The following is a 23,008-nucleotide window of genomic DNA, read 5'->3' as shown; positions in this document are numbered from 1 at the left end:
ACGCCCCGCTCATTGAGCGGGGCGTTTGCGTTGTCACTACCAGCAACAGGGCCATTAAGTGGCCTGAAGTGAAACAAACCGCCTAGATGGAGTCCGGCACGAACAGCTGCTGGAAGTTGTCGACGGCGCTCTCGGCATCATCGATCGCATGGAAGCGCGCCACGTGATACAGCGCCTCGCCCTCGTTGGCCAGCGGCAGATTGGCCATGCCGATGATGATGCCATCCGCCGGCGACAGCACCTCGCTTTCACTGTTGCCGAAGGGGTCGGCGACGATGCCCAGCACCTGATGCTTCTCGACACGGTCTCCCAGGCCCACGCGGCTCTGGACGATGCCATCGATGGAGGCGCGCGCCCAGCTGGAGCCGTTGGACATCTCCACCGCGCGGGAGCTGGGCTTGCGGTCGCGGTCCTTGGCCAGCATGCCGATGGAGCGCATCACGCGCTTCACGCCGCTGACACCCGGACGAATCGCCCACTCATCGAAGCGCAGCGCCTCGCCGGCCTCATAGGTGATGACCGGCACGCCACGGCCACTGGCATAGGCACGCAGGCTGCCTTCACGCAGCTCGGCGTTCAGCAGTACCGGTGCACCGAAGGCATCCGCCATCTGACGCGTGGCGTCGCTGCCGCTCATGGTGGCGCGAATCTGCGGCAGGTTGGTGCGGTGGATCGCGCCGGTGTGCAGGTCGATGATGTGGGTGGCCTGATCGGCAATCTGCTCACGGAACAGCGCCGCCACCCGCGAGCCCAGCGAACCGCTCTCGCTGCCCGGGAAGCAGCGGTTGAGGTCACGGCGGTCCGGCAGGTAGCGCGTGTGCTGCACGAAGCCGAAGACGTTGACGATGGGCACCGCGATCAAGGTGCCGCGCAGCCGCGCGAGGCTGGAACTCTTGAGCAGGCGACGCACGATCTCGACACCGTTGATCTCGTCGCCATGGATGGCACCACACACCAGCAGCACCGGGCCGGGCTGACGGCCATGCACCACCTCGACGGGGATATGCAACGGCGCGTGGGTGTAGAGCTTGGCGACAGGCACATCGACCTGGGCCCGCGTTCCCGGCGCGATGCGGGTACCGCTGATTTCAAATGGAGCGCGTGACATCGCCACCTCAGAGATTGTTCGACCAACGAGCGACAGGCGTCGTGACAGCTCCTGCCAGATCAGGCTGCTCGCCCAGTGTCTCGAAAGAAAACACTGTGCGACATGCGCCTTTTAGCGCATTGGTGCGTCAAGGGAAAGACTTCATTGCAGCGTGTCGGGATGAAGACCGGACGGAATTGTTCAACAATGGCATGACGCCGACGGCGTGACGACACCTGACCACGACATGGCGAGCACGATATGACGGGAGCGACATGGCGAGAATGACACGCCTCGGCCTCGTCCTGACTGCCACTGACAAGAGCTGCCCGTGACCGATCTTCTCGACTCTCTGCTGACCCTGCCCGATTACTCCGCCCTGGCCTGGAGCGTGATCGTCTTCTCGACCTACCTGACCGGCATCTCCAAGGGCGGCTTCGCCGGCGGGTTCGGCTCGCTTTCCGTGCCGCTGATGGCGCTCGCCATCGGTCCGCTGGAAGCGGCTGGCATCCTGCTGCCGCTGTTGATCGTGATGGACTTTCTCAGCGCTCGCGCCTGGTGGGGCAAGCAGCTGTGGTCGGAGGTGCGCATCATCCTGCCCAGCGCCGCCATCGGCATCGCGGTGGGCGTGGTGCTGTTCGATGAGCTGAACGAGAACATGATTCGTGGCTTGCTGGGCGTCATCTCGCTGCTGTTCGCCGCCTACATGCTGTTCAAGCCCACCGCGAGGAACCCGCTGCCGCGCTGGCTGGCCATTCCTGCCGGTGCCACGGCCGGCTTCACCAGTTTCTTCGCCCACGCCGGCGCCCCGCCCTACAACCTGTACATGATTCCGCGTCAGCATCCCAAGGAGACCTTCATCGCCACCACGGTGATCATCTTCGCAGGCATGAATCTGATGAAGCTGGGCCCCTACGTGGCGCTGGGCGAGGTCAACCTCACCAGTCTGTCCACCTCGCTGCTGCTGGTGCCGGTGGCCTGGGCAGGTGTCAGGAGCGGCCTGTGGCTGCAATCCCGCGTCAACGAGAGGCTGTTCTTCCGCCTGATCATCCTCGCGATGGCACTGGTCGGCGTACAGCTGATCTACAAGGCCTGGGGCTGATCTCCCCGCGCCATCACGCCTGGCGACCTCTGCCGCCAGCCAGCATGACCTTCTGGGCCACGCTTTCAGACAGACATTCGAGAATGACCGGGGCAACGCCATGACACCGCAGATCCACTACTACCACGCACATCTCTACTACACCGATGAGCAGGGTCTGGCCGCCGCTCGCGAGCTGGCGGCCCGCGCCGAGCAGCACTTTCCGCTGCGCGTCGGTCGCTTCCATGAGCAACCGGTAGGCCCGCACCCGCTGTGGAGCTGTCAGCTGTCCTTCGCTCCCGAAGACTTCGGGCGCATCATCCCGTGGCTGGCACTCAATCGCGGCACGCTGGACATCTTCGTGCATGCCGGCACCGGTGATGATCTCTTTGATCACACCCAGGGCGTGATGTGGCTGGGCAGCTCCCACCCGCTGAATCTGCACGTCTTCGGCGATGAGTGAGGCCCGGACGTCGCCCGACACGCTATCATCGCCTTGCCGACTTCGCCTTACCCACTGACTCAAGGATGACCCCATGACTCGACTGCGCCGCCTATCCCCTCGTGCCGCCCTGCTGGGCGTGATCGCCTCTGGCCTGCTGCTGGCCGGCTGTGACGACAATGAGGTCGGGGATGTCTCGCTGGGCCTGTTCACCACCAAGGACATCAAGATCGAGAGCCTGATCGACCCGAAGGTGCCGGGCGTGACCTGTCACCTGAGCAACATCGAGGCGAATCTCGATTTCTCCGACCCCTCCGACATGAGCATCGCCTGCCGCCAGACCGGCCCGATCACCCCGGCGATGCTCGCCGACATCGACACCTCCAAGAGTGGCGAGGAGGTCTATCGCAAGTCCAAGAGCGTGCTGCTCAAGAGCCTCAAGATCCGGCGCATTCTGGACCGTGACTCCCAGAGCCTGCTCTACATCGCCTACAGCACCAAGGAAACCAGCGGCAGCTTCAAGCATGCGCTGAGCAGCGTGCCGCTGTGGGGCAGCGAGGCATGGCAGGCTCCCGCGGCGCAGTGAGTCGACTCGGCGCCTGAATCAAACGCTGACTCATCAAGCTCTGATTCATCAAGCTCTGATTTATCAAGCTTTTATTCATCAAGTGCTGACTTATCAAGCGAAAGCTTCATCATCATCCCTTGAAGTTGTGAAGTGTCGCTCCAAGGTCTTGATCAACGGCTAGCCAGTCGGATTTTCATTCGCATGAGGCAAAGGAGTGACACACGATGTCGAGCCCGGAGCACAAGCAGAAGATCTGGAAGCTGATCAAGGATGTGAAGGTCGGCATGTTGGTGACGCAGGGTGACGGCATGCCACATGCCCGCCCGATGCATCTGGTGCAGGATGACTACGACGGCACCCTGTGGTTCTTCACGCGAGCCAGTGCCGAGAAGGTGTTTGAAGCAAAGAAGGACAGCGAGGTCTGCCTGAGCTTTTCCGATCAGGATGATGGCGTCTATGTGTCGCTGAGCGGTCATGCCAATCTGCACCGCGATCAGGGCCTGATCGACAAGTTCTGGAATCCGTTCGTGGCCGCCTGGTTCCCGGAAGGCAAGGATGACCCCGATGTCACTCTGCTGGAGGTCAAGGTGCAATCCGGTGAGCACTGGAAGGCCAAGGAGAGCAAGGCGTATCAACTCTATGAGATTGCGCGCGCCAACCTCGACAAGGACCACACCCCGGACATGGGCGAGAACGAGAAATTCGGCACGGTATGAGCAAAAGCCCGAGCTCGTCATGGAGAGCTCTTTGAAGTGCCCGCGTAAGAGTTGACGCACACGGCCATGCCAGATACGACAACGCCAGCCCCGGGGCTGGCGTTGTCGTGTCTGGTCTCCTGCCGCCTGCCGAGTCCTGCCGAATCCTGCAGACCTGTCGTCGGTGGAGAGAGTTCAAGTTCAGGACACTGAACGCCTCAAGACTTCATGTCGAGCACGATGCGCCCCTCGATCTTGCCGTCGATCATGCGCCCGAAGATGTCATTGATGTCCTCGAGCCTGCCGGTCTGAACGGTGGCCGCGACCTTGCCTTCCGCGGCGAAGTCCAGCGCCTCCTGCAGGTCCTGACGCGTGCCGACGATGGAGCCACGCACCGTGATGCCGTTGAGCACCGTGGAGAAGATCGGCAGCGGGAAGTCACCCGGCGGCAGGCCGTTGAGCACCAGGGTACCGCCACGGCGCAGCATGTTCTGGGCCTGATCGAAGGCCTTCGGCGACACCGCCGTCACCAGTGCGCCGTGCGCGCCGCCGATCTCGCGCTTGATGACGGCTGCCGGATCTTCCTTCATGGCATTCACGGTCACGGTGGCCCCCAGACGGCGGGCCAGATCCAGCTTGGCATCATCCACGTCCACCGCCGCCACGTTCAGGCCCATGGCGCGGGCGTACTGCACCGCCATGTGACCCAACCCGCCGATCCCCGAGATCACCACCCACTGACCGGGACGGGTGTCGGTCATCTTGAGCCCCTTGTAGACCGTGACCCCGGCACACAGCACCGGCGCGATCTCCACGAAGCCCACGCTGTCCGGCAGACGCCCCACGTAGCCGGCATCCGCCAGCGTGTACTGGGCAAAGCCGCCATTCACCGAATAGCCGGTGTTCTGCTGGCTCTCGCACAGCGTCTCCCAACCGCCCAGACAATGCTCGCAATGGCCACAGGCCGAGTAGAGCCAGGGCACCCCGACCCGGTCGCCTTCCTTGACGTGGGTCACACCCTCGCCCACCGCCGCGATGGTCCCCACTCCCTCATGTCCCGGGATGAACGGTGGGTTGGGCTTCACCGGCCAGTCACCATGCGCGGCGTGCAGGTCGGTATGACAGACCCCGGAGGCGGCGACCTCGACCAGAATCTCGCCACGCCCCGGTCGTGGTACCGCGACTTCCTCGATCACCAGCGGTGCACCGAATTCACGTACCACGGCGGCTTTCATGCTGTTATCCATGATGGACTCCTCATTCATTGTCGAAAGACGAACCTTGGAAAGGCGAGCCAGAGATCAGGCGGAGAGTGCGATCCCGTCCGGTCGTGAGCGAGGGCCAGTGTTCGCGCACGCCCCGGACCTGCCTCTTCATTGAAACCAGACGCGGTGCTCCCTGCCCTGCGCCAGATCAAGCAAGTCGGATCTGGCGCGGGCATCGAGAGGAATTCCTCGAGGAGGCATCGCGGGAGGTGGATTCAGCGCCACTAGCCTCGGTGGCGCTGACGGTCAGGCCTAGAAGAAGCCGAGCGGATTGATGTCGTAGCTGACCAGCAGGTTCTTGGTCTGCTGGTAGTGTTCCAGTGCCATCTTGTGGGTCTCGCGACCGACACCGGATTTCTTGTAGCCACCGAAGGCGGCATGGGCGGGATACTGGTGGTAGCAGTTGGTCCACACGCGACCGGCCTGGATACCGCGCCCCATGCGGAAGGCGACGTTCATGTCGCGACTCCAGACACCGGCGCCGAGACCGAATTCGGTATCATTGGCGATGGCCAGCGCCTCGGCCTCGTCACGGAAGGTGGTGACGGCGACCACCGGCCCGAAGATCTCCTCCTGGAAGACACGCATGGCGTTGTTGCCCTTCAGCAGGGTCGGCTGGATGTAATAGCCATTGGCCAGCTCGTTCTCCAGCTGCTCGCTGCTGCCGCCGGTGAGCACCTCGGCACCCTCCTCACGGGCGATATCCATGTAGGACATGATCTTGTCGAACTGCTCGCGGGAGGCCTGGGCGCCGACCTGCACGTCGGTATCCAGCGGATTGCCGCGCTTGATGGTCTTCACGCGCTCCATCACACGGGCCATGAAGTCGTCGTAGATGCTTTCCTGGATCAGAGCGCGTGACGGGCAGGTGCACACCTCGCCCTGATTGAAGAACGCCAGCACCAGCCCTTCGGCAGCCTTGTCGATGAACTCGGGCTCGGCATTCATGATGTCGGCGAAGTAGATGTTGGGGGACTTGCCGCCCAGCTCCACCGTGGAGGGAATGATGGTCTCCGCGGCGCACTTGAGGATGTGCGAGCCCACGGGGGTGGAGCCGGTGAAGGCGATCTTGGCGATGCGCTTGCTGGTCGCCAGTGCCTGTCCGGCCTCGGCGCCATAGCCGTTGACGATGTTGAGCACCCCTGCCGGCAGCAGGTCATTGATCAGTTCCGCCAGCACCAGGATCGAGGCCGGGGTCTGTTCCGCCGGCTTGAGCACCACGCAGTTGCCGGCCGCCAGCGCCGGGCCGAGCTTCCAGGCCGCCATCAGGATCGGGAAGTTCCACGGGATGATCTGTCCCACCACCCCCAGCGGCTCGTGGAAGTGATAGGAGACGGTATTGGCATCGATGTCCGCCGCGGTGCCCTCCTGGGAGCGCAGGCAACCGGCGAAGTAGCGGAAGTGATCCGCCGCCAGCGGGATATCGGCGTTCAGCGTCTCGCGCACCGCCTTGCCGTTGTCCCAGGTCTCGGCGACCGCCAGCATCTCGAGATTCTGCTCGATGCGATCCGCGATCCTGAGCAGGATGTTGGAGCGCTCCTGCACCGAGGTCTTGTCCCAGGCGGGGGCTGCCTTGTGGGCGGCGTCCAGCGCGAGATCGATATCTTCCGCACTCGAGCGCGGGATACGGCAGAACACCTCGCCCGTCACCGGGCTGACATTGTCGAAATATTCCCCCTTGACCGGCTCGACGAAGCGACCGCCGATGTAATTGCCGTAGGTGTCCTTGAACGTGACCAGCGCGTCGGCGCTGCCCGGGGAGGCGTAGATCATGGCGAACTCCTGTGGGTCGGATTCACGAGTGGCGCTCGTGATCGACGACCTGTTGTTGTAAGTCACGTGGACAGGAGATGGCGTTCCTGTCCCTCGCCTGACCGTCAACGACTGCATCAATGACTGCATCAAGAACTGCTTGATCAGGCGACCCTCACAGTCTTGTTCACTTGTGGCATTCGCGACATGCGCCCATGGGCGGAAACCGTCTCATCCCTTGGGAGGAGAAAAGGGAGAAACCCGGCAGGCAAGAAAGATGGGACAGGAAGACAGGTGGGGACAGGAAAGACGGGCCATACCGCGAAGGCCGCAAGGCACGACACCACGCCATGACGTTATGCTCAGGGTAGCTATTGTCAGCAAGGTCATGATCAGGAAAGCCATGGCCTGGAACGTCATGACCAGAACATCGCCCGCCAACGACCGGCCAGGAGCCTTCATGTACCGTCTGCTGATCGCGGATGACCATCCGCTGTTCCGTGATGCCATCAGTCGTACCCTGAATCTGGCCGTCGCTGACGGCTCTACGCCAGAATACGAGCTGCTGCAGGCCGCCAGTCTCGAGGAAGCGCTCAGCGTGATCGCTCATCATGCTGACAGCCTCGACCTGCTGCTGCTGGATCTCGACCTGCCCGACAGCCACGGCCTGGAAGGCCTGGCGCGCCTGCGCGAGGAGGCAGACTGGCTGCCGGTGGCGATTCTCTCCGCCCACGAGGCGCGCGAGACGGTACTCGAGGCATTGGCGCTCGGTGCGGTGGGGTATCTGTCCAAGTCGAGTTCGGCGCAGACCCTGCGCGATGCCCTCGCACGCATGCTGGCCGGGGAGGTCTACGTGCCTGCCCAGTTGATGCGCGCTGCGCCGCGTCCAGCGCCGCTCTCAGCATCATCTGCATCTGCATCATCGGCACCAGCATCATCGTTACCAGTGCCACCGCCAGCGCCCCAACTGGCGCCGAGCCTCAGCGATGCTGAATTCGCGCGGCGCTGGCAGACCCTCACCACCAAGCAGCGCGGCGTGCTGGAGCGCATGGTGCTGGGCGAGTCCAACAAGATGATCGCCTGGCAGCTGGGCGTGGCGGAGACCACCGTCAAGTCGCATGTCTCCGCCATCCTGCACAAGCTGGGGGTCGCCAGCCGGGTACAGGCGATCCTGCTGGCCAGCCACGCCCTGCCTGCCGTGTCAGGCCCGAGTGAGGCCTCTGCCGCCCCACGACGCGAAACGCCCCGGTCCAGCGCTCACGAATGAGGCGCGAACCGGGGCGTTGCCCATCAGGTGTCGGGACAGAGTGACTCGCCCTACATCAGCTCCCCGACCAGCACATAGCCATTGAGCAGGATGATGACCGCTGCCACCAGCATGCCGATGGCCGTCACCCAGTGACGATTGACCAGGTCCCCCATCAGGCGGCGATTGGCGGTGAACATCAGCAGCGGCACCAGCGCGAAGGGAATCCCGAAGCTGAGTACCACCTGGCTTGCGACCAGCACCTGCTGCTCCGGCAGCCCCATCAGGATGATGGCGATGGCCGGTGCCATGGTGATCACGCGGCGCAGCCACAGCGGAATGCGGAAGCTGACGAAGCCCTGCATCACCACCTGCCCGGACAGGGTGCCGACGATGGACGAGGACAGCCCCGCCAGCAGCAGCGTGAAGCCGAAGATCAGGCTCGCGGCATTCTGGCCCATCAGCGGCGACAGCAGCTTGTAGCTCTCGGTGATGGAGGCCACGCCGGTCTCGCCATTGCCATGGAAGACCTTGGCGGCCAGCACCAGCATCGCCATGTTGATCAGCCCCGCCAGCGCCATGCCGATGATCACATCGAGACGGTAGTAGCCCATCACGCGACGGCGCTGACCGCTGTCACGCACCCGGATGCGATTCTGGGACAGCGCGGAATGCAGGTAGATGACGTGGGGCATCACGGTGGCGCCCAGGATACCGGCCGCCAGGAAGATGGCATGGCTATCCGGGAAACCTGGTGTCAGCAGGCCGTAGATGATCGGCTCCACCGGCGGACGACTGAGGATGATCTCGAGCAGGAATCCCGCCGACACCGCCAGGATCATCGCCCCGATGATCATCTCCATCATGCGGAAGCCGTAGCGCTGCATCACCAGCACCGCGTAGGTGATGGCACCGGTCAACAGCGCCCCTTCCAGCATGCTGAGCCCGAAGAGCAGATTGAAGGCCAGCGCCGCGCCGAGAAACTCGGCCAGATCGGTGGCGATGGCCACGATCTCCGCCTGCACCCAGAAGGCCCAGACCACCGGGCGCGGGAAGCGTTCACGGATGACCTCGGCCAGATTCTTGCCGGTGGCCAGCCCCAGCCGGGCGGACAGGGTCTGGATCAACATCGCCATCAGGTTGGCCCACAGCACCACCCACAGCAGGGTATAGCCATAGCGGGAGCCGGCCTCGATGTTGGTCGCGAAGTTGCCGGGGTCGATGTAGGCGACGGCGGCGATCATCGCCGGGCCGAGAAACGGCAGCGCGCGACGCAGGCGTCCCGCAAGGGACAGAGGGGATGCAGTGCGCACACCGCCGACAGCAGAGGCTTCACCTTCACTGCCCAGCGACATGCTGGCAGCATGACGTACGGATTTATCGGACATGATATTCAGCATGGGGGGGAAACCTGCCAGATCAATGGCCCGCGAACAGAGAAAGGGGATGCGGGATGTCATGACACGAGCATACATGCTAAATACGATTAGTTCTCATTAAAATTCAGCGCGGTAGCTGATAGTCTCCTTCAATCCCTCCTGCCTCTTCCTTCCCCGCGAAGGCTAACGACAATGGAGCAACAGCTGGCGCAGGCGCAGCGGCTTGACCGGCTTGAGCAGAAACCCGAAGCCGAGCGCGCGTGCCCTGGCCTTGAGCGGCGCCGAATGGTCCGCGCTGATCACCACCACCGGCAAGTCTGGCCAACGCTTGCGCAGGCGTTGTGCCTGCGCCAGACCATCGGGCTGCCCGTCACCCAGCTGATGATCGACGATCAAGACCTGCGGCGCGGCCAGCGCCTGCTGCAACAGCACCTCGGCGGTATCGGCGCAGTGGACACTCGCGCCCCAGCCCTCGAGCAATGACTGCATGCCGGCACACACCTCCCGATCATCCTCGACCACCCAGATAACGGTATCGAGCAGCGGCTGCGCGAGCGGTGACGCGCAAGACTGACCAGGAGAAGGCGCGTCAGGCGACGGGCCCATCACATTGGCAGGCTGTCGAATCGGCACGCGCACCGCGAAGGCGGCACCGCGCCCCGGGGTGCTGGCCAACGACAGGGGGTGCTCTAGCAGGCCGGTGATGCGCTTGACGATCGCCAGTCCCAGCCCGAGGCCGCGCTGCTCGTTGTCCTGGCGCGGTGCGAGACGCCGGAATTCCTGGAAGACCACCTCACGCTGATGCTCGGCGATGCCGGGGCCGTTGTCGGCCACGGTGATCTCCAGCCAGTCACCGCGCCGGCGACACCCCAGCAGCACGCGTCCGCGCGTCGAGCCATCCGGGACATGGCGCAGCGCATTGCTCAGGAAATTGCGTATCACGCGCGCCAGCAGCTGCAGATCTGACTCGACGCTCAGGTGACTGGCCACGTAGTGCAGCTCCAGCCCACGGGCGGCGCCCAGTTGTCGATATTCCTCGGCGAGCACATCCAGAAGCTCACGCACCGGGAAGGTGGCGACATCGGCCGTCAGCACGCCGGCATCCAGCCGCGAGATGTCCACCAGCGTGCCCAGCAGGCTCTCGACATCGGCCAGCGAGCGCCCCAGCCGCGCCACCAGCTCGGCAGGCGAGGCGTCGCTCGGCGAAGAGACGCCCGGCGAAGCGTCGCCCGGCGTGGGGTCATCAAGTGCCAGCCTCGCCAGTTGCTCTTCCAAGGCGCTTGCGAACAATCGGGCGGCATTCAGGGGTTGCAGCAGATCATGACTGATGGCGGCGAGAAAGCGGGTCTTGGAGTGGTTGGCCGCCTCGGCGGCGGCCTTGGCGGCGGTGAGGCGTCGATTGAGTGCCCCCAGTTCATCGAGGGTGCGGTGCAGGGTGTCGGTACGCTCGCGCACCTGATCCGCCAGCAGGACGGCGTGCTCGAAGGCGGCGTAGGGCGCGCTCGGTGAAGGGCTGCTGGATTCGACCCGCTCGATCAGGGCGGCGTTTATCTTCTCCAGCTGGCGATTGCGCGCCTTGAGGGCGGCGAGTTCAGCGCTCAGGCCGTCCTTTCGGGAATCTGTCAGCGGCGTATCAGGCGCCATCCTGTCCTCCCGTGCCATCGGCCGCGAGACGGCGCTGGCCGATCACCACGCCGGTGAAGGTCTGGTTGATGTGCATGCCGTGATGCTGCTCACCGTAGGTATTGAAGCCGATCACCCGGTGATGCCTAAGCAGACGCGAAGCCTCTGCCTCCAGCCCCAGCGCCTCGATCTCCATGCGCCGCAGGAAACAGTCACAGCCGATGGTCAGCGCGGGCGGCCCCAGACGCGCCTCCACCTCGGTCAGCCGCTGCTCGAGCTGCGCGAGAATCGGCGTGGCCTGCATGGCGGTGAGCACGATGCCGGTCTCCACCGCGCAGTAGAAGCTCAGGCTGGCATCGGCATTCACGCGCTGGATGGAGCGCACGTAATGCGCCTCACCGATGCGCACCGCCAGCGGGCAGCGCGCGAAGACCGCCTCCTCCAGCGCCTCGGGCGCGACACCGGCCAGCCGCGCATACTCCTCGGCGGCGGGCTCGGCATTCAGCTCCAGCACGCGGCGTGAATCGCGGTCCACCGCCGTCACCACCAGCTTGTCGGCCAGCGGTGTGAGGTGGTGCGTACTGATGACCTCGAACGGCAGCCGCGTATTGATCACTACCACGACCGCCGCCTGATCATGGAAGACCCCGTCGGCGTAGACATAGGTATGCGCCAACCGGTTGTCGTCCCCGGCGGAGCCACCGAAGGCGGGAATGCTGCCCAGCGCCGCATCCAGCGTCGCCAGTACCTGCTCCTCACTGCTCGAGAGGCCATCGAGCAGCGTCAGCGCGAAGCTGTTGCCCATCACCGGCGCCACGGCCTGCTCGCGACAGCGCGACAGCAGCTCATCACTCAGCGCCTGGGCACGCGGAAGGTCGAAACCGCTCAGATCATCGATCAACACCTGCGCCAGCGCGAAGTCGCTGCGCGCCAGGCCGATGGCGGTGATGGAGCCGCGCGCATAGCCCTCGGGCGTGATCTCACCGGCGGTGGTGCAGCCACTCACCGCTACCTCACCGAAGGCATCGGCCAGCGCCTGACCCAGTGCCGGGAGGGGGTAATCCGCCGAGCAGAAGAACAGCACCCCGCCGAGCCGCTGGCGGCCACCGAGCGAGTCATCAAGCTTTCGGGCCAGCTCGGCCACCGCCGCCTGCGGGTCCTTGAGGTGGCTGGCCGCCGTGGCCAGCGGCACGGCAATCATCTCGCTCTGTGGCTGCGCCCTTCCCTTCACGCGACTGCTGACATCCGTCATGTCCCCTCCTCCTGTCGAGCGCAGCGGGGCCAGACCTGACGATCATCCGTCGGCATCCGGTCTAGAGCACCAGCCCGCTGGCTCTCACCACGCGTCGTTCAATGGCGCCTTCCAGCGTCTCGCGGCGGGTGCCCGCCAGCGTGACCCGCGACTTGGCCCGCGTGATGCCGGTGTAGACCAGCTCACGAGTCAGAATCGGGTTGGCTCCCTCAGGCAACACGAATACCACATGGCGGAACTCGGAGCCCTGCGACTTGTGGACCGTCATCGCAAAGACCGTCTCCACCGCCTCGAGGCGAGACGGCAATACCGCGCGCACGCCACGGTGGAAGCGCTGGATCTCGGTGTCCTGCCCATCACGCTCGGCGTCTGACGACACCTCCTCCTCGACCGGGAAGAACACGCGCAGGCGCCCCCCGGCGGCGGGGTCCGGCAGGGTGATGCCGACATCGCCGTTGTAGAGCCCCAGCGCGCGATCATTGCGCGTCACCATCACCGGACGCCCGGCGTACCAGCCGCGTTCCTCGGCGATCAGGCCACGGCGCATCAGCACCCGTGCCACCCGCTGGTTGAGGCCATCGACCCCATAGGGGCCACGGCGCAGCGCGCACAGCAGCTGAAACTCGAGCAGCAGATCGATCACCTCTCGTGCCGGGCGCCGCTCACGCACGGCCTCCAGCGCCGGGCGATAGCCATTGACCACCAGCGTCTCCAGATCGCGGTCCTCCGGGCCGCTGAGCTTCAGCCAGGCGATATCGCTGTAGCCTGTCTTCCAGACGGCGCGCAACGCCTGGCGGTCTCCGGCATTGCAGGCATGCGCCAGGGCACCGATACCGCTGTCGGCGGAGAAGCGGTAGCTCTTCTGCAGCACCACCACGTGATCGGCGAGTCGGCCGCGGTCTGCCGTATCCTGCGTCTCCGAGACATCCGGCGTGGCGATGGCCTCATCCAGCGTTTCGCCGGTCAGGCGGGCGAGATCTGCACACACTGCCGGTGAGTAACGCGGCGGCAGCGCATGCTCGCAGAGATCGCCCAGCACGGCGCCGGCTTCCACCGAGGCCAGCTGGTCCTTGTCGCCGAGCAGGATCAGGCGGGCATGGGCAGGCAGCGCCCCGAGCAGTGCGGCCATCAGATCGAGATCGACCATCGAGGCCTCATCCACCACCAGCAGGTCCAGCGCCAGCGGATTGCCGGCGTGATGGCGGAAGTGGCGGGAATCCGGACGCGCACCCAGCAGGCGGTGCACGGTGCTTGCCTCACGCGGGATGGCGGCGCGCACCGCGTCTGGCACCTCGAGCTTCGCCACCGCGCCACGGATCGACTCCGACAGCCGCGCGGCCGCCTTGCCGGTCGGGGCGACCAGTCGGATATCCAGCGCCCGCCGTTCATGCGGATGGCCTGTCTCATCGCTCCCGACACTGCCTACCACACCGCTCTCCACCTCCACACCGCCAGCTCCACCAGAGAGCGCCTGCGCCTGCAACAGTGCCAACAGGCGCGTGACGGTGGTGGTCTTGCCGGTACCGGGGCCGCCGGAAATCACCGTCAGGCGCTGACGCAGCGCCAGGGCACAAGCCAGCTTCTGCCAGTCCGGCGCGCCATGGGGGTCCGGCTGATTGCTGGTGAACAGCTCACGCAGACGCTCGCCCAGCGCATCGCTGACCCGCGTCTCGCCCTCCTCGCTCGGCCCCATCCGCGCACGCAGCCCCGCCGCGACTTCACGCTCGGCCTGCCAGTAACGGCGCAGATAGAGGCGCTCGCCCACCAGCACCAGCGGGCGCAGCGGCAGATGGCCTGCCGGGGAATCGGCCTGCGCCAGCACGCTGACCAGCCGCGATTCCGCCAGCTGCTCGGCCCAGCGGCCGGCATCGAGATCCGCCAGGAAGGCTTCCGGCAGGGCCACGCTGACCTCGGCAAGATGCGCCTCGGACTGCTCCAGCGGTGGCAGCGACAGGGTCGCGCGTGGCTCGGCCAGCGCCCGCGACAGCGACAGGCACACATGCCCGCGCCCCAGCTGGTGGCTGGCAAGCGCAGCCGCCAGCAGCACGCTGGCCGGGGCCTCCGGCACATGACGCGCCATGAAGCGCACCAGATGGGCATCGACTCGCCTGAGCCAGCCCAGCTCCACCCACAGGCCGAGCGTCGCGAGCAGGGTCTCGGCAGTCGGGGCGTCAGGGGCAGCGCTGTGCTGCTGCGTTTCCAAAGGCGTGGCGTCAGACATCGAAGGCCCCCTGCTGGCCGCTTTGCGTGAGTGGCGTGGTGTCGGTGGTGTTGAGGAGCAGGCTATCCAATGCGGAGCTGTCACCGCCCAGCCAGAGATCCAGCGCCTCGATCAGCGCCTGTGATGGCCGGCGCTGGAAGACGCCAGGCGTCTCCCCTTCGGCATCCACCGCAAGCGCGGGTGAATCACCGCCGGCATCCAGCCCACGCAGGAAGACATACAGCACGCCACCCATGCAGCGTTCGTAATCGTAGTCCTCGCCGAGGCGCGCCTTGAGCAGACGATGCAGCGCGAGGGTGTAGAGCACGTATTGCAGGTCGTAGCGGTGCTCTACCATGGCGCGGGCCAGTGACTCACCGAGGTAGTCCTCGGGGCGCTCGCCAAGATAGTTGGACTTCCAGTCCAGCACGTACCAGCGCCCGCCGGACTGGAAGGTCAGATCGATGAAGCCCTTGAGCATGCCGTGCATGCGGCGTGGCGCGAGCCTGGGCCGCGAGCGTGGCAACGGCTCCAGCGCGGTGACCACGGCGTCCAGCGGCAGACTGCGCGCGTGCACGGCCGGCAGCCAGAATTCCAGCTCCGGCTGCCAGGCCTCCAGCCGATTGAGCAGGATAGGCTCGCCCTCGAAGCCCTGCAGCGGACGGGTCAGTGCCTGCTCCAACCAGTCGGTGAGACGTGGCTGCCAGCTGGCATCGAAGCCACCGAAATGCAGTCGCGAGCCCACCAGCCGCTCAAGCTCGCCGCGATAGTCATCCGCACCGAGACGATCGAGATCGACCGCCTCCAGCAGACCGTGCAGGAAGGTCCCCGGACGCGGCCCACGCGGGAAATCATGCAGGTGGATCTCGCCCACCGTCATCGGTAGGCCGCCCGCCAGCAGCGGGCCTGACTGGCCTGCCACCTCGCGGTCCGGGCGCGTCAGGCCCTGCTCGCCTTCTTCCAGCGCGATCTCGGTGGCGCCTTCCGGCACGCGGTCATCCTCGGCATCGCCGGTGTCTTCCAGCGCCGCCGTCACCTGACGGGCATCCGTGAGCAAGGCGGTGTAGGAGGCGATCCACCAGTCATCCTCGATGCCGCCGGCGAAGTAACGCGCGCCGTGGAAGTGCTGATCGCGCTCCGCCGGTGGCTGATAGTCATGACCGGGCAACTCCGGCAGACCGGACACGCGAGCGAGTCCGGCCGACTGCTGTTCACACCAGCGGCGCAAGGCAGCCTCGATGGCGCTGGCCTCGATCTCCTCGTTGTCACTCATGCCGAGCAGATAACCGATGGCGGTGACGGGCAGGCTGAGCTGCTTGCTGAAGCCGCCCTTGCCGATGGGCGCCAGCCCCAGCCAGCAGGCGAACTTGGGCCGTGTCAGCGCCACGTAGAGCAGACGCACGTCTTCCATCAGGCGTGCATGGTCGGCCGCCGCGATGGCCTCCTTGGAGGGCTTCTTGACCAGGATGCTGTCATCCAGCGCCATGTCCGGCTCTGCCGCCGCGGGCAAATCGGTCTTTGCACCGGCTACCTGCTGTGCATCGGCCTCTGCCTTCTCTTCAGCCACAGTCAGCCAGCGCTGCTTGAGGGTCAGCAGGCCGAAATTCCTGTCCGGCTCGGCGGCGCGGAAGCTGGCCATGAACGGCAGCAGCACGATGGGATACTCAAGCCCCTTGGACTTGTGGATGGTGACGACCCGCACCAGCCCCTCATCACTTTCCAGTCGCTGACTGAGGCTGTCGCTGTCCAGCGCTTCATGGCCGGATTCCAGTGCCTGATGCCACCAGCGCAGCAGCGCCTGTTCGCCATCGAGCCGCTGGGCGGCATTCTGGGCCAGCTCCCCCAGGTGCAGCACGTCGGTCAGGGCACGCTCCCCCCCGGCGCGGGCCGCCAGCCGCTCACCGACCCGGAAGTCACGCATCACGCCGCGCAGCATCGGCAGCACGCCGCGCCGCTGCCAGTCACGGTGATAGCCATCGAAGCGCTCGACCTCGCGCTCCCAGGCCAGCTCATCCACGCCGAGACGCTCGACCAGCGAGAGGTCATCCGCCAGCAGGCGTGTCGCCAGCGCGGCGCGCAGACGACGGTCATCCCGCGGATGGGCGACAGCCTCGAACAGCTGCAGCAGCTCGAAGGCCTCCGGCGTGTCGAACACCGAGCTCTTCTCGCTCAGATACACGCTGCGGATACCGCCTTCGGCAAGCGCCCCACGCACCGCTGCGGCCTCGCGCCCGTTACGTACCAGCACCGCGATATCGCTGGCGGCCACGCCACGCGGCGTCGCATCTCCCTCGTCCATGAACACCAGCCCCGGCTCGCCCGCCGCCAGGCGTTGTTGGCCCTCGAGCAGTGTCTGGATCTGGGTGCGGCAGGCGCGACTCATGTCGCGGCGATGCGCATCGGCGCTCAGGCGCTCACCGTTGGCCCACCACAGATTCAGTGCACAGGCGGCCTCTTCGCGGCCATCCGGATGCCGCAGCACCAGCCGGGTGCGCGTGCCCTGAGCCTCGACCGGCTGGAAGGGAATGTCCTCACTGCCGAAGGGCGCGGGATGCTGGGCGAACAGCGCATTCACCGCCGCCACCATCGCGGCGCTGGAGCGGAAGTTGCGCGGCAGGGTGAAGCGCGAGGGGGTGACCTGGCGCGCCGCCAGATAGGTGTCGATATCGGCGCCGCGGAAGGCGTAGATGGCCTGCTTGGGGTCACCGATCATCAACAGCGTGCTGGGTGTCTCGTCAGCGTCGTCGCTGTCAGTAGCGTCAACGTGCTGCTCATCGAGCGGCTCATCGCACGAGCCATCGCCCACCGTCTGCGGATAGATGCGCCGGAAGATGCGGTACTGGACCGGGTCGGTATCCTGGAATTCATCGATCATCGCCACCGGCAGTTCCTGACGGATCTGACGCGCCAGACGCTGGCTGGCCTCGCCATTGAGCGAAGGGTCCAGCGCGTGGTCGAGGTCATTGAGCAGGTCCGAGAATTCCCAGAGTCCCAGACGGCGCTTCTCGCAGATCAGGGCGCGGGCGACGCTGTCACGCGCGTGCACGGCGACCTGATCCAGCAGCACGGCGTCCGGTGCCGGCACCTCGGCCAGCAGGTCCAGCGCCGCGAAGAAGGGGTGACGCGGCGTCTGGCAGTTCTTCTTGGTGCCCTTCTCGAGCTTGGCCTGACTCAGCCAGCACAGCTTCTTGCTGTCGAGCATGTCGGCGGCGAAATCGTGCTCGCCGCTGGCCAGCCAGGCGGCTGTCGCCGCCAGGCGCGGCTCCAGCTCGGCCTCCTTGTAGCTGTTGCCGTTGAGCGCCTTGCTGGCGAAGGCCTCGCCCATCACGTCTCGAATGGCCGGCTCATCGAAGCTTTCCTCGACGGCGCGCCGCGCGGCCTGTTGTTGCTGACGCCACTGTTCGGCATTGCCGAGCAGCTCGCTCAAGTCTTGCGGGGCCTCAAGACATTCACCGTCGCGATACAGCGGGCGTGGCGTGCCGTCACGCAACAGGCCGCGCAGTTCCTCTCCCAGTGCTTCCGGGCCGGCCCAGCGCCCACGGATCAAGGCCTGCCACTCGCGGGCCAGCGGATAGAACTCGCAGCGCCAGTAATCCTCGACGCAACGCGTCAGCAGCGACTGGCCGTCCTGCAACAGCTCGGCGCCGAAGCGTCCGCCGGCATCGAAGGCATGCCGACTGAGCATGCGCTGACAGAAACCGTGGATGGTGAAGATGGCGGCGTCATCCATCAGGCGCGCGGCCTGATCGAGGCGCCGCGCCGCCGCGGCCTTGAGGCGTGATGCGTCCTCGGCAGGTGAGGATGTCAGCAGCGGCGCGAGCAACTCGGCCAGGATCGGATCAGGACTGGCACGCCCCAGCAGCGCCTCACGCGCCTGCTTGAGACGCGCGCGAATGCGGTCACGCAGCTCTGCGGTGGCGGCTTCGGTGAAGGTCACCACCAGAATCTCCGGCGGCGTCAGCGGACGCGGATAGCTCACGCTGGCCACCTGCCCGGGCAAGGGCCCGAGCACCAGCCGCACGTAGAGCGCGGCGAGGGTGAAGGTCTTGCCGGTGCCGGCACTCGCCTCGATCAGATGCTGACCGAGCAGCGGCAGCGTCGGAATATCGAGGGCTTGGCCCTGCTGGCTCTGATCCATCTCGTCACTCATTGCCGCTTCCTTGTCCTGAGCGATGCCACTCCTCACGCCACTCTCCACACCGCTCATGCCTTCCCCTCTGGTATCGCTCATGACTGCCCCTTCCCGGTGGAGAGCTCCACCGCGCGCTCGCCGAGAATGCCCTGACGCACGCCGATCATGCTCTCGATCAACGGCTGATAGAGCTGCACGCTGTTGAGCACGCCGCCCGCACGGGCGAAGGCATCGAACTCCGGCCACAGCTCGCCCAGCGCGCCTTCCTGACGCCTGAGCGCCTGGGGGCCCTTGAAGATGTCTTCCGTGAAGCGGGTTTCCATGGCGCGCGACAGGCTGTCGGCAAGCCAGGGCTTGTGGATGGCGGCCAGCGCCGTCTCAAGCGTTGGCGTGCCGTCAGCGGCCTGCGCCTTGAGTGCGCCGAACAAGGCACTGCGATCCTCCTCGCCCACTACCTCCCAGAGGGTGGTCGCCAGTTCCAGCGCGGCGGCCAGCGGCGCCTGCCAGCCCTGGGCATACGCCTTGACGAGATGGCGCAGCGCGGCTTCGGCCTGCTCGATACGCAGCGCGGGGAACAGCAGCCAGCGGTCCTCGAACACCGCCAGCCACTGATAACCTTCACGGCGCGTGCCCTGATCACCCGCCACTTCTCCGAGTCCGGGGCGCGCGTTGGCCATCAGCCAGTCGAGATAGCCGGCCAGCAGACGATGCGGCTTGCCGAGCTTCTTGTAGCGGCCCTCCTTGCCGGGCTTGAGGGTGCCGAAGTGGGTCGCCTCCAACGTGGCCAGCAGGCGGCTCTCGCCCTCGGCGTCATCGCGCAGTTGCCGACGGCTGATCAGACGCGTGGTGAGCGTCACCCGCAAGGGCCTGCCGTCCTCATCCTGCATGATCAGCGGTACCTCGAGGGTGCGCGGCGGCAGCGAGGTGGCATCGCTGAGCTGATCGCGCCAGCTGGCCAGCTGCTGATCGAGACGCTTGAGGCGCGGTTCGATCAAGGCATCGGCAAAGCCCAGCGCCGGCAGCCGCCCGGCCCGGCGCAGACGTTCGGCGGCCAGCGGCAAGGATTGTCCGGTGAGCGCGGCGTCCAGCAGCTCGCGGGTCAGGGTGAAGTTCTCCAGCCCGTCGGGGGCGAAGGGTTCGTTGTCCTCATCCGGCACCTCGGCATCGCGGAAGCGCACGCCGACGCGGTCCAGCCCCAGCTGCCAGGGGCGACGCAGGAAGCGCGCCAGCGAGTCCGCGCCGAGACGCAGATGGGACTCCGGCGCCTGCTCCACCAGCTGCTTCAAGGCGGCGGCCCCCGCCGCGCTCGCCTGACTGGCCTCGCGTTGATTCGCCGGGGAGGCCTCTGAGGTTGGAGCATGATCCGCCGCGCGATACAGGCTCGACCAGCTGGCGTCATAGCTGAACAGATCGCCAGCCGTCGCCTGGTAGGCATGGAAATAGCGCCACGAGAAGGGCTGCAATGGATGCTCGGTGATCAGACGCTCGCGCAGGGCAGCTTCGCGAGAGACACCCGGTGCCTCGGCATGCGTCTCGGGGGTCCAGCCCAGCTCGATGTAATCAAGCAGTTCCCCGACCAGCACCGAGGGCGGCCGTTCGCCGTTGTCGCGCTGGTCACGCCCGACCCACGAGATCGACAGGCGATCCCGCGCCGCCAGCAGCGCCTCCAGGAACAGGTAGCGATCATCGTCACGCCGTGAGCGGTCTCCCGGTTGAGGGCGGCTGGCCATCAGATCGAAATCCTGCGACATGCGCACGCGCGGGTAGTCACCATCGTTCATGCCCAGCAGGTGCACTTCGCGGAAGGGAATTGCACGCATCGGCATCAGGGTGGCGAAGTTGACCCGACCGGCAAGGAAGCGCTGGGCGAGACCGCCACTGTCCAGCTCGCCACGCAGCGCCTCGCGCACCACCTTGAGCGACAGACAGCCCTCGAAACCGGCCTGCTGCCAGCCCTTGTCGAGGCGGGAAAGCGCCGCCTGCAGACGCGCCAGAATGTCGAATTCCTCGGCACTGTCCGGGCTGAGGCTCTCCTCCCACAATCGCTGCAGCGTAGTCGCCCAGTCCGCTGGCGTACGCGAGGTGTCCAGCCAGCGGCGCCAGCGATCCAGGCTCTCGATCAGCTCGCCGACCTTGCCTGCCAGTTCGGCCTCGAGACCGGCCACTTCATCGAAGGGCACCACGCCATCGAAGCTCAGGCCGTTCATGTCGACAAGGCCATCCATCAGGCCGTCCATCAGGTCGGCGCTCTGCTCACCTTGTATTGGGGAGCCGGCCGCCGGATCGCCGGCCGCCGGGGCGCCGGCCGCCGGGGCGCCGGCCGCCGGGGCACCGGTGGCGTAGCCCAGCAGCATGCGCTCGAGCCCGAAGCGCCAGCTGTTCTCGTCGAGGGGCATGAAGCCGAGCTGCTCACGGTGCTCACCGGAGAGTCCCCAGCGCACGCCGCTGTCGGCCAGCCAGCGCCGCAGGCGCTCAAGTTCGCCCTCCTCGATGGCGAAGCGACGCCGGAAGGCGGCGACATCCAGTGCATCCAGCACCTCGCTGACGCCGAGGCGGCGCTCCGGCAGCTCCAGCAGCATCAAGACCAGTCCGAGCAGCGGATTGGCCTGACTGGCCACCCGGTCGGCGATGGTGAAGGGAATATGGCGCGGATTGCCCGGCGGCAGCTGACCGAAGACCGCCTCGATATAGGGGGCATATCGGTCGATGTCCGGCACCATCACCAGGATGTCGCGCGGCCGCAGCGGTTCGCCCCCACCCTGCCTGGCCGCCTCGTGGGCTCGTTCGAAGGCCGCCAGCAGGCGGTCATGCAGAATCTCGACTTCACGCAGCGCCGAGTGGGCGCTGACCAGACTGATGGAATCATCTTGCGCCTCCAGCCTGCGAGGACTTCCCTCGGCCAGGGCGCGCTCGCCGGGATGCACCAGCTCGAGAATCTCGTCCTGGATCTGATGCAGCAACGGTGCCTGCTCGGGCGGCGTATCCTCGTTGATGCGCGGCACGAAGACGTCCAGTTCGAGATCGAAACCGCTGTCGCGCCCGGACAGCGCGCTCTCGAATTCATACAGATTGACGATGAAGTCACGCCCCTGGGCACCCAGCCCGGCCAGCAGCGGATTGGCCTTGAGGTGCAGCTCCTCCTCCGCCAGCCCGGTCAGCGCCGGTGCCTCGGGGTGACGGGCACGCTGTCGCGCGACGCGCTCGCTGTCCATGCGCAGGCTGTCGGCTCTCATACTGCGCCGCACGGCTTCGCGGTCGGAGACGATATCGCCCCAGTAATGACGGCAGGGGTTGGTGATCATCAGGTAGATGTCCATCACCCCGGACAGCGCATGCAGCGCATCCAGCGTCTGCCCCGGCAGTGCCGAGATGCCGAACACGAACAGCCGTGGCGGCAACGGGTGGCGGCGTGATGAGGGCAGTGATTCCAGCGCGCGCGCGGCCGCGACGAAGCGACCATGCAGAGCGGCACGGTGATGTTGCCGGCTGCTGGGCGGCGCATCCGCCAGTACCGCGCGCCACAGGGCCGGCTGCCATTTCTGGCTGGCGGGCAGGTTGTCCGGCAGCAGATTGGCGGGCAGCTCGCCTGCGGCCTGCTGACGCGCGAAGGCATCGCGGAAGTTGTCATCCTCCAGCCCGCTCTCCCAGCTGCGCACCCACTCGGGACGGTAGTTGAGGTACTGGTCGAAGAGATCCGCCAGCTGGCAGGCCAGCTGCCACTGCTGACGCTCTGCCTCCGGCCCCTCGGGCAGTGCAGGCAGGGCACCCTCACCGACTGCCTCGATCAGCTGGCCACGCTCATCGCGACACAGGTAATCCCTGAGCGGCGCATAGCATTCCGCCTGGGATTCATCGGCCAGCAGGCCCGGTAAAAGGCGCAGCAGACGCCAGGCAAGCGGGCCCTTGTCGAAGGGTGACAGCTCCGGAATCTCGTCGCCCAGCACGCCACCCAGGACCCCGCGATAGGCGCGCCACACGAAGCTTGAGGGCAATGGAAAATCGACAGAGGCAGCGATGCCATCGGCCTCGGCCAATGACAACCTCAGCCACTGGGCCATGCCGTTGGACTGGACGAGAAAGGTTTCCGGCACCAGCGGAGGCTGGGGAGCGGCCTTGATCACCTTGAGCGCCAGATCGCGCAGATCCTCGAGGTGATTGGCGTGAAGAACGGTAAACATGCGGGCATCCTGCTGGCAAAGCCCCCGAGCCCTCATGGCCGAGGCGAGACGAATCGAGAGCGAGGCGTGACGAGTGCCTCCATCCTAGCGTCGCCTCGGCGCTGGCCC

At 66.1% G+C, this 23,008-nt stretch carries 14 protein-coding genes; 5 read left to right on the top strand and 9 right to left on the bottom strand.

Features of this window, described 5'->3' with window-relative positions:
• Positions 1-82: 82 nt before the first annotated feature.
• Complete coding sequence (locus OW493_RS04875) at positions 83-1,108, bottom strand: succinylglutamate desuccinylase/aspartoacylase family protein (RefSeq protein ID WP_077379197.1); 1,026 nt, start codon at positions 1,106-1,108, stop codon at positions 83-85.
• A 310-nt stretch (positions 1,109-1,418) separates the two neighbouring features.
• Here OW493_RS04875 and OW493_RS04870 point away from each other — a divergent pair, with 310 nt between their 5' ends.
• The 4 genes from OW493_RS04870 (at position 1,419) to OW493_RS04855 (ending at position 3,894) form a co-directional block, all read left to right on the top strand.
• Positions 1,419-2,189: a sulfite exporter TauE/SafE family protein gene (locus OW493_RS04870; RefSeq protein WP_254696411.1), complete on the top strand. Its 771-nt coding sequence runs from the start codon at positions 1,419-1,421 to the stop codon at positions 2,187-2,189.
• Between the two features lie 100 nt (positions 2,190-2,289).
• Positions 2,290-2,631: a DOPA 4,5-dioxygenase family protein gene (locus OW493_RS04865; RefSeq protein WP_289863404.1), complete on the top strand. Its 342-nt coding sequence runs from the start codon at positions 2,290-2,292 to the stop codon at positions 2,629-2,631.
• A gap of 73 nt (positions 2,632-2,704) precedes the next feature.
• Entirely contained in the window at positions 2,705-3,196 is a 492-nt protein-coding gene (locus OW493_RS04860; RefSeq protein WP_077379193.1) for a CreA family protein, read from the top strand.
• 206 nt (positions 3,197-3,402) lie between these two features.
• Entirely contained in the window at positions 3,403-3,894 is a 492-nt protein-coding gene (locus OW493_RS04855) for a pyridoxamine 5'-phosphate oxidase family protein (protein WP_084209317.1), read from the top strand.
• Positions 3,895-4,091: 197 nt separating this feature from the next.
• Here the strand turns inward: OW493_RS04855 and adhP are convergent, their stop codons facing one another.
• The gene (gene adhP, locus OW493_RS04850) at positions 4,092-5,120 is read right to left on the bottom strand and encodes an alcohol dehydrogenase AdhP (RefSeq protein ID WP_169477233.1); all 1,029 of its coding nucleotides are present in this window, start codon (positions 5,118-5,120) and stop codon (positions 4,092-4,094) included.
• A gap of 270 nt (positions 5,121-5,390) precedes the next feature.
• Positions 5,391-6,911, bottom strand: a complete 1,521-nt coding sequence (locus OW493_RS04845) for an aldehyde dehydrogenase family protein (protein WP_289863403.1) — start codon at positions 6,909-6,911, stop codon at positions 5,391-5,393.
• A gap of 439 nt (positions 6,912-7,350) precedes the next feature.
• On the opposite strand from OW493_RS04845, the gene OW493_RS04840 reads away from it, so the two are divergent.
• Entirely contained in the window at positions 7,351-8,157 is an 807-nt protein-coding gene (locus OW493_RS04840; protein WP_289863402.1) for a response regulator transcription factor, read from the top strand.
• A 50-nt stretch (positions 8,158-8,207) separates the two neighbouring features.
• Here the strand turns inward: OW493_RS04840 and OW493_RS04835 are convergent, their stop codons facing one another.
• The 6 genes from OW493_RS04835 to OW493_RS04810 all read right to left on the bottom strand — a co-directional run bounded on the left by OW493_RS04835 (position 8,208) and on the right by OW493_RS04810 (position 22,900).
• The gene (locus tag OW493_RS04835) at positions 8,208-9,524 is read right to left on the bottom strand and encodes an Nramp family divalent metal transporter (protein ID WP_289863401.1); all 1,317 of its coding nucleotides are present in this window, start codon (positions 9,522-9,524) and stop codon (positions 8,208-8,210) included.
• Between the two features lie 174 nt (positions 9,525-9,698).
• Positions 9,699-11,159 carry a hybrid sensor histidine kinase/response regulator gene (locus OW493_RS04830; RefSeq protein WP_289863400.1) on the bottom strand — a complete coding sequence of 487 codons (1,461 nt, stop codon included), beginning with the start codon at positions 11,157-11,159 and terminating at the stop codon, positions 9,699-9,701.
• On the bottom strand, positions 11,149-12,339 hold the full coding sequence (nosP, locus tag OW493_RS04825) for a nitric oxide-sensing protein NosP (RefSeq protein WP_289863467.1): 1,191 nt from the start codon (positions 12,337-12,339) through the stop codon (positions 11,149-11,151). Before nosP ends, OW493_RS04830 begins: the two co-directional genes overlap by 11 nt.
• Before the next feature lie 112 nt (positions 12,340-12,451).
• Entirely contained in the window at positions 12,452-14,611 is a 2,160-nt protein-coding gene (gene recD / locus OW493_RS04820) for an exodeoxyribonuclease V subunit alpha (RefSeq protein WP_289863399.1), read from the bottom strand.
• Positions 14,604-18,821, bottom strand: coding sequence for an exodeoxyribonuclease V subunit beta (gene recB / locus OW493_RS04815; RefSeq protein ID WP_289863398.1), 4,218 nt, complete (start codon positions 18,819-18,821; stop codon positions 14,604-14,606). Before recB ends, recD begins: the two co-directional genes overlap by 8 nt.
• Positions 18,818-22,900, bottom strand: a complete 4,083-nt coding sequence (locus tag OW493_RS04810; RefSeq protein ID WP_289863397.1) for an exodeoxyribonuclease V subunit gamma — start codon at positions 22,898-22,900, stop codon at positions 18,818-18,820. Before OW493_RS04810 ends, recB begins: the two co-directional genes overlap by 4 nt.
• Positions 22,901-23,008: the final 108 nt, after the last annotated feature.

It is taken from the genome of Cobetia sp. 14N.309.X.WAT.E.A4 (genome assembly GCF_030397495.1).
GTDB lineage: Bacteria > Pseudomonadota > Gammaproteobacteria > Pseudomonadales > Halomonadaceae > Cobetia > Cobetia marina.
The sequence above is the reverse complement of the archived record's forward strand: the minus strand, read 5'-3'. Positions and strand labels throughout refer to the sequence as shown.

What these genes read in the sequence shown, in the direction of transcription:
- OW493_RS04875 (WP_077379197.1), bottom strand. Translation starts at nt 1,108, where the DNA reads ATGTCACGCGCTCCATTTGAAATCAGCGGTACCCGCATCGCGCCGGGA.
- OW493_RS04865 (WP_289863404.1), top strand. Translation starts at nt 2,290, where the DNA reads ATGACACCGCAGATCCACTACTACCACGCACATCTCTACTACACCGAT.
- OW493_RS04860 (WP_077379193.1), top strand. Translation starts at nt 2,705, where the DNA reads ATGACTCGACTGCGCCGCCTATCCCCTCGTGCCGCCCTGCTGGGCGTG.
- OW493_RS04855 (WP_084209317.1), top strand. Translation starts at nt 3,403, where the DNA reads ATGTCGAGCCCGGAGCACAAGCAGAAGATCTGGAAGCTGATCAAGGAT.
- adhP (WP_169477233.1), bottom strand. Translation starts at nt 5,120, where the DNA reads ATGGATAACAGCATGAAAGCCGCCGTGGTACGTGAATTCGGTGCACCG.
- OW493_RS04845 (WP_289863403.1), bottom strand. Translation starts at nt 6,911, where the DNA reads ATGATCTACGCCTCCCCGGGCAGCGCCGACGCGCTGGTCACGTTCAAG.
- OW493_RS04840 (WP_289863402.1), top strand. Translation starts at nt 7,351, where the DNA reads ATGTACCGTCTGCTGATCGCGGATGACCATCCGCTGTTCCGTGATGCC.
- OW493_RS04835 (WP_289863401.1), bottom strand. Translation starts at nt 9,524, where the DNA reads ATGTCCGATAAATCCGTACGTCATGCTGCCAGCATGTCGCTGGGCAGT.
- OW493_RS04830 (WP_289863400.1), bottom strand. Translation starts at nt 11,159, where the DNA reads ATGGCGCCTGATACGCCGCTGACAGATTCCCGAAAGGACGGCCTGAGC.
- nosP (WP_289863467.1), bottom strand. Translation starts at nt 12,339, where the DNA reads ATGATTGCCGTGCCGCTGGCCACGGCGGCCAGCCACCTCAAGGACCCG.
- recD (WP_289863399.1), bottom strand. Translation starts at nt 14,611, where the DNA reads ATGTCTGACGCCACGCCTTTGGAAACGCAGCAGCACAGCGCTGCCCCT.
- recB (WP_289863398.1), bottom strand. Translation starts at nt 18,821, where the DNA reads ATGAGCGATACCAGAGGGGAAGGCATGAGCGGTGTGGAGAGTGGCGTG.
- OW493_RS04810 (WP_289863397.1), bottom strand. Translation starts at nt 22,900, where the DNA reads ATGTTTACCGTTCTTCACGCCAATCACCTCGAGGATCTGCGCGATCTG.